Annotated in this window: 9 protein-coding genes; 3 read left to right on the forward strand and 6 right to left on the reverse strand. The window is 56.0% G+C overall.

Translation table 11 applies throughout. The annotated features are described in order from the left end of the window. Window positions 1–162 precede the first annotated feature (162 nt). Window positions 163–549, reverse strand: coding sequence for an ankyrin repeat domain-containing protein (locus HQL65_18185; protein ID MBF0138166.1), 387 nt, complete (start codon window positions 547–549; stop codon window positions 163–165). Window positions 550–1,202: 653 nt separating this feature from the next. Here HQL65_18185 and HQL65_18190 point away from each other — a divergent pair. After that, window positions 1,203–4,406: an SUMF1/EgtB/PvdO family nonheme iron enzyme gene (locus HQL65_18190; GenBank protein ID MBF0138167.1), complete on the forward strand. Its 3,204-nt coding sequence runs from the start codon at window positions 1,203–1,205 to the stop codon at window positions 4,404–4,406. Between the two features lie 235 nt (window positions 4,407–4,641). Here the strand turns inward: HQL65_18190 and HQL65_18195 are convergent, their stop codons facing one another. From HQL65_18195 to HQL65_18215, 5 genes are all read right to left on the reverse strand, one after another. Further along, window positions 4,642–5,634, reverse strand: a complete 993-nt coding sequence (locus HQL65_18195) for an RNA-directed DNA polymerase (protein MBF0138168.1) — start codon at window positions 5,632–5,634, stop codon at window positions 4,642–4,644. A gap of 421 nt (window positions 5,635–6,055) precedes the next feature. Further along, window positions 6,056–6,400 (reverse strand): four helix bundle protein, encoded by a 345-nt coding sequence (locus HQL65_18200; protein MBF0138169.1) that lies wholly within the window; start codon window positions 6,398–6,400, stop codon window positions 6,056–6,058. Further along, window positions 6,397–7,101, reverse strand: coding sequence for a hypothetical protein (locus HQL65_18205; GenBank protein ID MBF0138170.1), 705 nt, complete (start codon window positions 7,099–7,101; stop codon window positions 6,397–6,399). The genes HQL65_18200 and HQL65_18205 overlap by 4 nt, the downstream gene beginning before the upstream one ends. Before the next feature lie 242 nt (window positions 7,102–7,343). Next, a complete protein-coding gene (locus tag HQL65_18210; protein ID MBF0138171.1) occupies window positions 7,344–10,853 on the reverse strand; it encodes an SUMF1/EgtB/PvdO family nonheme iron enzyme in 3,510 nt (1,169 codons plus the stop codon). A 70-nt stretch (window positions 10,854–10,923) separates the two neighbouring features. Then, window positions 10,924–11,106, reverse strand: coding sequence for a hypothetical protein (locus tag HQL65_18215; GenBank protein ID MBF0138172.1), 183 nt, complete (start codon window positions 11,104–11,106; stop codon window positions 10,924–10,926). A gap of 129 nt (window positions 11,107–11,235) precedes the next feature. On the opposite strand from HQL65_18215, the gene HQL65_18220 reads away from it, so the two are divergent. Continuing rightward, window positions 11,236–11,496, forward strand: coding sequence for a ribbon-helix-helix domain-containing protein (locus tag HQL65_18220; protein ID MBF0138173.1), 261 nt, complete (start codon window positions 11,236–11,238; stop codon window positions 11,494–11,496). A 2-nt stretch (window positions 11,497–11,498) separates the two neighbouring features. Continuing rightward, window positions 11,499–11,754: ferrochelatase (locus HQL65_18225; GenBank protein MBF0138174.1), on the forward strand; the 256-nt coding region annotated here is incomplete at its 3' end.

Here is an 11,754-nt window from a genome sequence, read left to right on the forward strand (position 1 = left end):
TCCAGGAGGAAGGGCTGTGCCCTTCCTCCTGGCGGGGTTTGGGGCGGAGCCCCAACAAAGTCCTTCATGTCAAATCCTTTTTTTGAAGGGGTTTTGAATGGTTACGAACTCGCTGCTCAGGAAGGCAAAAGTTGAAAGTGGCCCTGCCGTCATCGGCGGGGATTACAGTGTGATGTCGGCCCCATGCTTGAGTAACATGGTCACAATTTCCCGGTGATCATTGTGGAGAGCGGCGGCCAGGGCAGTACGTCCCCATTGATCCCGGACATTGACCTCCGCACCCCGCTGGATCAACTCTTCCACGAGATCACTTCGTCCAGACTCGGCAGCCTGGATCAAGGCAGTCTGGCCCAGAAAATCCTGTTCATGGGTCTGGTTTGCTTCCAGCAGGATCCGCCTGGACGGCAGGCTGATGGGCGTGCCATTGGTTATTGATGCTGTTGTTTCGGCGTTGTTATTCCAACCGTCCACATTGGATTTGGAGGGCATGGCCACCATGCTGGAGACGACAAGACTGGTGGCAATCATGGAAAGATCGGAGAGTTTCATTCCGTTCCCCTTTTTTTTGTGCTGATCAGGGCTGCACCCATGCCGGTCAGGAATAAAAAAACAGCCTGCCCAGACCGGTTTCGAAGGGGTATATGGAATAACCATGCCAGTAAGGAATAAAATAAAATTCTTTTTTTTCAATTCGTTGCAATATTCGCCCAAGGCGGGCCTGCCACCATCCGACAACAGGGGGCAATTATTGCCGGTATATTTTACCGGAACTTCCTATTTGCAATGCTGGCGAGGCCTGAGTACGTTGGGATGTGATGGGTGGGTTGCCGGATTGTTTGGGGGATGGTGCGTGAAGAAACCTTGCCTGAGGATGTTACCGGGATGGGAGCCTGATATGGAATTTGCTTCGGGCAAGAGTGGGGACTCTGAACAGAGCGCGTGCAGGGGAACCAATTTACGCAAAATAAAAGGCGGGAGGTTGGCCAGACAACGGCATCTGGATACCGTCCCGGCGTCTCCCGTCAGCTATCGGGTCCAGACCCAGCCGACATCGCGCTCCCACCTTTCACTGGCAAGGATACAAAATTTCCTTGACCATGGAAACAAAAATCGACGATCGACAACCAACCATTCAAGGACCAGAGGCGTGTGCAGCCAGGTGGTCGTTGCGGCTTTCATCTCCTGAGGAAGGTCAACAAGTCATGGATGAAATAAAAGATTCTGTCCCTGTGGTCCTGGTGGATACCGCCGGATTTGATCGTCTGGAGAGGGAGGAGGAGCAGGCTGTCCTTGCCCGGCGTTTGCTGGAGGCACTCATGGAGAGCATCCGGCCGTTCATCGGGTTTGCCGATCCGAAAAAACTGATCCGTCGCCACGGCACCGGGGATGGATATTATTTGTTTCTGGAGAGTCTCCCGTCGCCGGTGGCCATGCGTTTTGCGCGAAACCTGGAGGAAAAACTGAGAGAAGAGAACAAACAACATCCACGCTATCCGTTGCGGTTGCGGGTCGGGTTGACCTTGGGACGGGTGGGAATGGTGGAGGATCAGCTTCTGGGCAAGGTGCTGACCGAGGCGGCCCGTCTCATCGATCATGACTGGATCAAAAAGGTGTTGGATGAACGCCCGGAAAATCCCCTGGTTTTGGTAACCTCGGCGTTTTTCTGGGATGATTGGTATAATCATGCGTTCAGGTTGGATGCGGCATTGTGTTATCCCACCGAGAGACCCTGGATCCAAGAGGATTTGTCCGTCAAGCATGACAAAACCGTGGCGGCCCATGTTCAGGTTGTTCCCGAATTATGGGCGACCATCAAAAGGCGGTTTCCGCCCCAGGGGAAAACCGCTTCCTCTGCCCCGGATTTGACTCCCTGGCTCCAATCGCTTTTGGATCGCGTCCGACATATAAAAATCAGTGGGATCGGCAGCGGGGCCGGGCGGGGCCGGAGTGCCAATCTGTATCCCATCGAGGAACTTTATACCACCTTGAAGAGCCAAGCGGCGGAGTTGCGGGGCCAGGGCCATGCGGCAGAGTTGCAGGGCCATGGTCATGCGGCGAAATTGCGGGGCGATGCGGCGGAGTTGCAGGACTTCGTGGATGAACAGGGTGTTTTTGCAGCCCTGGGCAGAGGTGCGGGCGAGGAAATGCTGGAGCGGGTTGCCCTGCGTGCCGAGCCGATCTCTCTTGCCACGTTGTTGCCAATACATCGGCGGTTATACATCGAGGGGCAACCGGGGGCCGGCAAGACGACTTTTTTGCACCTGGTCGCGGCCATGCTGGCCAAGGATTTATTACGGGAGGATTGCCCGGTTGGGAGTAGCTGGCGATCCCGTTATCTGGGCATGGATGACCGCCAAGTTGCGCCCCTGCCACTTTTGTTGAAAATTTCCGAATTGGCCGCGCTGCTGGCGGATAAAAACACCCCCAAAAGAGCGGATGACCGTTTTCGATTGTTGGATCTGCTCCAGACCACGGCGGATGCCAGGCCGGATTTGGCATGGCGGAATTATTGGGAAGGGTTGCTGAAAGAAGGCCGGGTTGTGTTGCTCCTGGATGGCCTGGACGAGGTGGTGGAAGAGGGAGTGCGGGCGCAGGTCTTTGAAATATTCCAAAATGCGGCAACCCACTGGCCGCAAAGTGCCATCATCGTCAGCAGTCGGCCTTATGGAGGGGAAATCCTGCAAGAGAGGGGTTTTTACCGGGCCATGATTGCGCCTTTTGGAGCGGAGGAGACCCGGGAGTTTATCGACCGCTGGTCGGCGGCCCTGTATGGCCATGCCATAGGTGACAGGCCTGCCGGTGAAGCGGGGCAGCATGCCGATACCCTGAAGAAGGCCATTCTGGACAAGCCCGCCATTCGTAAGCTGGCGGAAAATCCCGTCATGTTGACCTGCCTGTGTGTGGTGCATTGGAACGAGGGGTCTTTGCCTGAGGGTCGGGCGCGGGTCTACAAGGCGGTGATCCACTGGTTGCTGGGCAGCAAGGAGTCTATCCGCACACAGAAGGATGCCATCCGAACAGGTGAGACGTACACCAACCGCTTTGCCTTGGAGGCTTTTGCTGCCATTGCCTTGGCCATGATGGGTGGCAAGGATGGGCACAAAAAAACCATTTTCGATCTGGAAGAGGCTGCCGAGGCCGCCGTGCCGCTGCTCGAACGCCATTTTCCACAATCTGCCGCCGCAGAAAGGTTGTCCCAGGCGCGGGCGTGGATTCATTTTGAGTGCATCTTCAGCGGTATTTTGGAAGAGACCAGCAGAAACCGCTTGCGTTTTTGGCATTTGACCTTTCAGGAGTATCTGGCGGGGCAAAATCTGGCCTGGATGAGCGATGACCCGGCCAACGGCTGGTGGCAGGTTGTGGCGGGCAGATTGGAAAACGTTGCCTGGCGGGAGACGGTGGATCTTTTTCCGGGGACGCTGTTCGATGAGGGTGGCGGACGCCGGGTGGATGAACTGCTGGCCCGGGTGCTGGAAAAGTATGCCGGTCAAGACCTGGTCGATGCTGCCCGCCAGGCTGGTCTCATGGGGCGCATTCTGGAGCCGATGCGGGTGTATGAGTATCAGCCCAAACCGGAGATCCAGGCCCAATATCGGCGGGTGCTGGATCAGGCCCTGGAAATATTCGAGTCGGAGGGGGCGGTCCTTGTACCCATCGCCGAGCGATTGCAGGCGGCGGAGGCTCTGGGCCAGGGGGGTGATCCACGCCTGGCTGAGGAAAAATGGCAAAAAAATCTCCTGGCCGTGCTCGGCACCGACATTGTTCTGGGAAAATATTTGGTGACGGTGCAGGAGTACCAGAGCTTTATCGATAATGGTGGTTATAACGATCCCGCCTATTGGCAGGAGGAACGTGCCTGGACCTTTCGCCAGGCCGAGGGGTGGCAGGAACCGGAAGATTGGGCCAAGCAATTGGGCCACCCCAACCGACCCGTGGTGGGGGTCTCCTGGTATGAAGCGTGGGCCTATTGTCTATGGATGAGCCAGCAAAAGGGGAGCCGTTTTTTTCTGCCCGAAGAGCGGGATTCGGAAAAGGCGGCCACACCCTCTCAAGGTGACTATCCCTGGGGTCCTGCGGAGCCTACGCCGGATCTGGCCAATTATGACGCAAGCAAAATAGGATCTCCCACCCCGGTAGGACTCTATCCCGCCGGCAATGGTCCTCATGGTCACTGTGATCTGGCGGGCAATGTTTGGGAGTGGAGCGCCAGTCCCAGGGAGGAGAGCAGCGGGTGGAGCAAAGAGGATATTGAAAAGCGTGGACCACCGAAGGTGGTCAGGGGCGGGTCCTGGCTCAACCCGGCTGAGTTCCTCCGGGCCGCCATCCGCAACGACTACCTCGCCGGTGGCCGCGGCGACAATCTGGGCTTTCGTCTCGCCGCCCCCGCCAGCACGCTTGGTCCTTGAGCGGTTGGTTGTTGATCCTTGCCGGGGGTCCAGGGGGCTTGCCCCCTGGTCGCTCAAAATGGTCAAAAAGGGCCGTTTTTTGTCATTTTGACTGACAAAAATGGCGTTTTGCCCTGAATTTTGTCACTTTACATTGACAAAGTGACACTTTCAAAGTGACAAACTGACAGAGTGTCACTTTGAGACTGACAAACTAACAAAGTGTCACTCTCAAAGTGACACTTTATACCCATCCCTACAACAGTACCCCCCGATAGGAAGCAACAGCATGGCGGATGGTTTTATTGCTGCCGTGCCGGACCAGTGCTGCCATGCGGCACTGCATCCGGCGAAGTTGCCGCCGACTGGGGTGGATGCCGGTGGCGGAAATCCGTTTGCCCAACCAGGTCATGGGTCGTTTGGTGGAGCGGACGGCGGCATGGGGATGTTTCAGCTTCAGACGGCGATGTTGCCACAACCACTCTGCCACTGCGGTACGGGTCTCTTCCAATTGGCTTTTGGAATGGGCAAAAAAGATCATGTCGTCCATGTAACGATGATAGGCGGGAATGTCGAGTACCCGTTTGACGTGGTGATCCATGCCGGACAGATAATGATTGGCCTGCCACTGGCTGGTCAGATTACCGATGGGCAGACCACACCCGTCTGGCGGAAAATTGTCTGGAAATCCCAGAAACGTTGCCATTCCCGGTTGCCGGTAGAGACCATTGCCGCTTTGGCAGATCCATCCGAGCAGTTCCAGCAGTCGTCGATCCTTGATGCGTCGTGCCATGACATCTTCCAGCAGAATGGTGTGGTTGATACTGGGAAAGTAGTGACGAATGTCCAGGGCCATCCGCCAGGGAAAAATACCCATGGCCCCCATGCAGGCAATCTGTGCCCGATGGCTTCCCCGACCCGGCAGACAGGCCCAGGTTTCGCGGATCAATCCCGGATCGAGAAGTGGTGAAAGAACCCGGTAGATGGCATGGTGGACGATTCGGTCCCGGACCGGGGCGGCGGCTACCAGGCGGCGTTTGGGTTCATGGATCATTTTGACGCGATAGCCAGCCGGTCGATAGGTGCCTGCCATCAGTTGCCAGTTTAGGGAGAAGACTTCCTGGTCGGCACGCCAAGCGAATGCCATCACTGAGGTACGGTGGCGTTTCCCCCGGCAAAACTCCCGCCACGCCCGCCACAGATTGTTCGGGGAGGCGATTTCATCGAAAAGATTACCAAAGCGGCGCATGACCGTGTGTGGGAAGGAGCCTGCCCGGACGCTCGGCGTCACCGCCTACGAGAACGGGCAGGCACGAACATGTTTTGGCGCGAAGCCTTGCGCCGGGGGCGCTTCTGCACGGCGGGTGTGTCCGACGTGTTGGCGGGGGCGGCGAGACGAAAGCCCAGATTGTCGTTGCGGTTACCGGCGTGGTTGTCGTTGCGGATGGCGGCCCGGAGGTTCTCAGCCGGGTTGTGCCAGGACCCGCCCCTGTGGGGTTCATGAGAATACCAAAAGCGGAAGCAGGAATTCCCGAAGCGACCCAGAGTGGAGCATAACAATCCTCATTCGTGACGGCAAGCCCAGCTTTTTCATCTGTGCAGAGAAATTGTGCAGAGAAACTGAGCAAAGCAAAATATTTGTGCAGAGAACAATGCCACCCGCTGGAAAATCAGGCGGATTGGGCTTTGATTTTTTTGATCCAACCGCCCAACTGTCGTCCCACATGGTGGACTGATTCAGCGACGGTCATAAAACGATCCTCCTCCAGCATCCGCATTTCCAGTGCCAACAGCAGATGTGCCCGCAGGGTTTGCAGTTCGGCATCGGCGGCAGCAAGACGCCTTTGTCGGTCAATACCGGCCAGAGCCAGCACCACATGATCCAATAGTCGCAACGCCCCCTCCTGTAACCGCCGACTCAAAGGGGAGCGGCTGATGACCGGATCCTCGGTAAGCCGGAGAATCATGGCAGCCAGACGCATGGTTTCACCGTGAAGGGGAGCGGGACGCATCATTCACCGGGGGGACCCGGGAAAAAACTGCCAAGGCCTTCCCGGCGTTTCAATCTGTTGCGTTTTTCCTGGCTGGCGGCGAGGGCAGCCAGCTTGGGGATCAGTTCCGTCTCAATACGTTTGGCCAGAGCTGTGCGTTGCGCATCGTGGGCATCTCCCTCCAGAAACAAAAAGGCCACTGCATCCGCCGCCGATTCTCGTGCTTCGGTGAAACGGGTCTCCTTTTGCGCCGGCTGAAAGGCGTGACAGCCCCGGCAGAGCATTTTCAAGGCGGTGAAAAGGCATTCCCGGGCTGGATTTTCCCGGCCCAGATGGTTTTCCATCGCCCGATAGATTTCCGCCCCCAGGGTAAAAGCCCTGAGATCGGTAACGGAGTAGTTTTTTTTGCCTTTATCGCCCTCGGTGGGTGCCTTTTCCGTGGTTTCCGGTTCCGGGGATGCCGCTTTTACCTTTTCCGTGGCCTCAGATTCCGGGGATGCCACCTTGAGCAGGGGCGCAGTGGCCTCGGCCATGGCATGCTGAGCAGTCTCGGCGCGGCGGGCCATGGCCTGACGTTGGGCATCGGTGAGGGGCAAATCGACGTTGGCGATGACCCAACAGCCGTTTTCCTTGTGGGCTGCCAGGACACCGGTCTTGATAAGGTAGCGTACCTGCCGGGGCGTTTTGCCCAGGATGATGGCCGCTTCGGAAAGAGAAATGTCCAAAGTGACAAACTCCGGTTTGTTTTGTCATGTTGTCACTCTTAAAGTGACAATTTGTCAGATGTCTTGTCAGATTGTCACTCTTAAAGTGACAATTTGTCAGCCAAAACGACACATTTTCGACAAATTTTCAAGGAAAACGACAAATTTGTCAACCAAAATGACAAAAATGGCCCTTTTTAACCATTTTAAGCGACCAGGGGGCAAGCCCCCTGGACCCCCAGCAAGGATCAACAACCAACCGCTCAAGGACCAAGCGTGCTGGCGGGGGCGGCGAGACGAAAGCCCAGAATGTCGTTGCGGATACCGGCGTGGTTGACGTAGCGGAAGGCGGCCCGGAGGCGCCCAGCCGGGTTGCGCCAGGACCCGCCCCTGACAGAGCGTCGATCCCGATCTCCAGTGCTGACCACAGGATCCTTGATCGCCGCGCTTCTCCCAGCGCGTTTTTTGTATGCCTCGTTATCCCAAACATCCCGGCACCATTCCCAGACATTGCCGGCCAGATCGAGATGACCGAAAGGTCCTTTTCCCGCAGGGTATTGTCCTACGAGAGCGGGTTTTCCCATTGAGGAATCCAAGTCATAACAGGCCAACTCCTTCGTTGGCTCTTCTGCATTGTCCCAGGGATAACGCCGGCCATCAGTACCCCGGGCGGCATATTCCCATTGTGCCTCGCTGGGCAGCACTATTTTCTTGCCGGACTCTTGCGTAAGCCACGTGCAAAAGGCCTCTGCATCTGACCAGTCCACCCCCACCACGGGTTGATCTGGATCCGAAAATTTTTGATCCCGCCAATAGGCAGGTTCTTTGTGTTTTTTGGTCGCCTTGAGAAACAGGGCATAGTGCCGGTTGGTCACGGGTGTTTCCGCCAGCCAAAAGGGGGAGAGTTCCACTGGATGTGCCGGTTTTTCATCAGCGTATTTTCCATGATCATCCCCCATGGTAAAGGTTCCCCCCGGCACTGGCAGAAATCGCAATCCCGGCAGGGGTTCCAGAATGTGCTGGGTTGCGGGCGAGACGTTGCGGCTCTTGGCAACTGGCAGGGGTTTCGGGATGTCCTGGGCAATGGACAAAACGCTACGGACATTGGTGACAGGCACTTTGTCGGTTTTGGCACCGATGATCGCTCTTCCCGGCCTGCCATCACCCTGTACAGCGTTGACCGTAGCCCTGGCACCTGCATCCAGGTTGGAACGGACATCCAGGACGATGGCCCTCTGTTCATCCAGGACTTTGGGTAATTGCAGTGGCGACGAACTTCCCGGCGGCAAAAATACGATCAACCGGCACTTGCTGCCCAGATAAGCCAACCCCTCTGCAACTTCGTCATGGTTGAACAGTTGACCCTCTCTATCCACCAAAACGAGAACAGCGCCAGCCTGGTCGCGGATGGTATCCAGGTGCGAGAGCCATGTATCAACGGGCCAGTTGTGTGCCTGGCTTGGCCAGGGATGCAACCCCATCTCTTTCACCATGCGTATCAGTTCGCTGGCAACCTTGTCATCTCCGGGTTGGTGGATCACGAGCAGGTCATATGTCTTGTCCGTTGCCGTATCTTCATGACCCAATAGTCCAAGAGCCAGCCCCGCAATGCTGGGGTTTTTATGGTCTTTGAGTCCTTCCGATGCGGTCAGTACTGCTGGATCCGTCACCCCTTTGAGCAGGCGTAAAATGGCGGTCAACTGCCCAACCGGAGTTTTTTTGTCCTGCAAAAGTTTGACAAAGGGGGAAAAATCTTTCTGCACGGCCTCGGTCAGCATGTCGCGCAACAGGTCTTTCCGATACTCCTGCAAAATACCCGGCAGCAACCCGGCCATGAGGGGGGAAAACAGCTTGTGGTCCGGAATGCCCACCAGGAGCAGCAACACCTCGCGCCACCACTCTGCATCCGCCTGCCCGATCAACAATTCCAATAATGTGTCGTCATCCGACTCCCTGACCACATGTCGTGCCGCCAAATATTCCTGCAAGCCCAAATGCATGAAACCATAACGCTCGGGGGCGTATTCAATAAAAACTCCCGTATCCCGGTTGAGCCACTCCAAAATTTTCAGACCGGAAGGGGCACCCTTTTTTCCGGTCAGGCGTGCCTCGGCAAAATTGGCAAATTCCAGTCGCTTGACATTATCACGTCGCTGTTCGGTGTGGAGCTTCCATGCCAGGGGCCGCAGAATGTCCATGGCTTCTTCCAGGTCGAGCAGGGGTTTCCCTCCTTGCTGGGATGGCTCATCACCACTTCTGAATTGATGCCATTTGCCCAGCAGGATTCCCAGACATTTTTGGTAAAAATCTGCCCGTCGCCGGGGAATCTCCCCCACCCTGAGTATCACCACACACAGCAGGGTCAGCAACAAGGGATTGCCCATCAACACCTGGATGCGCTGATCGGCATAATTCTCCTCGTCCAGGGATTGAAGCAAACGTTTGGAATGGGCCTTGACTTCGGATGTTTTCTCTGGACCGAGATTTATACAGGCTTCATCAACCCAGACCGTGACAAAATGCTCCACCTGCTCCTTGTTCAGGGGCCGGACATCCAGGGGATAAAAATTTTCCAGCCGTACTCCATTCCCATAACCGGCATAACGGCAAGAGACCGCCGCATAAATATGCTGACTCTGCAACCCCACCAATTGGTCATTGATGCGTTTGGCAACCTTCGCCCGCAACTCATTGTCGGCAATCTCATCCAGGCCGTCGAAAAGCAACAACAGCCTGCCACGTGCCCAATAATCCTTGGGCAATTCGCCCGGAAAACGCCCGGCAGAGAGATCCGACAGTTCCTTGTCCAGAAAAGCCTTGAGGGGTTGATGCAAAAACTCTGCGGAAAAATGACGCAGCCGCAAAAATACCGGCAGCACTCCCTGGGGAAGCCCCAGCACGGTTGACCCCTGTTTGAGGCAAAGGTGCAATAATTTTTTCAGGGAGGTGGTCTTGCCCGCGCCTGGCTCGCCAAACAGCACCACGCACTGGCGCAAGCTTTCCGGAGTGGTGCCTGTTTGATCTTTCCGGCAAAAAATATGTTCCAGTTTGATATCGCCGGCACTCAGATCCCTGGCCTCCTGGGCAAGACCCTTCCGGCGTTCGAGATCCAAATCAGCCCCGAATTGCCGCTGGGAAATGCCGAGTGGCACAAACACCTTCTCCAGATCCAGGGAAATATCGCCTCCCTCCACCCCGACCAGCGATAAACGGCCAAATTTGGCCATCGCCCAGTCCGAATAGGGATCTGGAGAGGGTTGCGGATTGGGATCTGGAGGGAGTTGTCTGACCAGTTCGCGAATACGTCCATTCAATGCCTTGAAAATCTCTTTTTGCTCAACAGGCGGATGGTGTTCCAGCGTTTTCTCCGGGGTACCGTAACCCTGAATGTCGGCCAGAGTGATCGTACTGATATAGCCCTGGGAATCGGTAAAGGGAATGGCGGTTGCGCTGGCATCCAAGGGACTTAAAAAAACCGGCAGGATCGTCAACTTTCCCTGTTCAAAGGCGCTCAACAACAAAGGCAGCTCGACCTTGCGGATAAAGTCCGAGGCAAGGAAAGTTTGCGAAATCAACAGAACAGCAACATGGGCTTCACTCAGTTTTTGGGTAATTTTATTCTGCCAATTTTCTCCGGGTCTGATATCTTTGTCACTCCAGACAGTGACCAGTCCATCATCTTCCAGTGTTTTCAAAAACGGAAGAAAATGCACCAACAGCCCGGCATCGGCATGACTGTAACTTATGATGACCCGTGATTTTTCTGGTGGCATGTTTTCGACCCTCACCAAGATTGAATACAACCCTGGCCACCACAGTGCACGAAATCATCCCAAAGAGCAATCACCCTTTCGTTGCGCCAACGGTTATCGTTTCTCCTGAAACTTCGGCCTGCGTCAGCCCAGCGTCCCCGCGTGTCACAAGCCGCGCATCGAACAACCGGAATTTATCGTCCAGTGCATCGTAGGCTGCCTTGAACTCCGGATCAGCCATCCATTCTGCGACCATGTCATCATGCGTTGTCATGGCATGCCTCCTTCAATCCTGCTCTGGTGGTTGCCAAATCATGCAGCAGAGGCCAAAGTTTTGCAAATCATTGACAATATCCGCGCACAAGTGTATAAACAACCATACACTCAGGTACCGGAGATCAGCATGACCTCAATTCGTTGGAATATTGACGTTTCACCAGATACAGACAAATCCGTGCGCATGTTCATTGCGGCACAAGGCGGTGGTCGCAAGGGCGATCTGTCGCGATTCATCGAGGAAGCCGTGCGTACCTGCCTCCTGGAACGCTCCGTCGAACAGGCCAAAATCGCCGCTACCAACATGAGCGAAACGGAGTTGGTCGGCCTGATCGACGAGGCCGTCCAGTGGGCGCGTGAGAATATGGGAGAGGTTACAACAGTTTGAACATGACCGCCGTTCTGCTCACCCAGATGGGAACCCCGGATGCCCCCACGGTCCCTGCCGTGCGGCACTATCTGCGCGAATTCCTGTCCGATCCAAACGTTGTCGATGCACCACGCTGGTTCTGGTTGCCGCTTTTGCATGGGGTGATCCTGCGCACCCGCCCCCCGCGCTCGGCAGCCCTGTATCGGCAAATCTGGCGGGCAGACGGTACCTCCCCCCTGCTGCACCACTCCCGGTTGCAGACCCAGGCAGTCACAG

Source organism: Magnetococcales bacterium, from assembly GCA_015228935.1.
Taxonomy (GTDB): Bacteria; Pseudomonadota; Magnetococcia; order Magnetococcales; family DC0425bin3; genus HA3dbin3.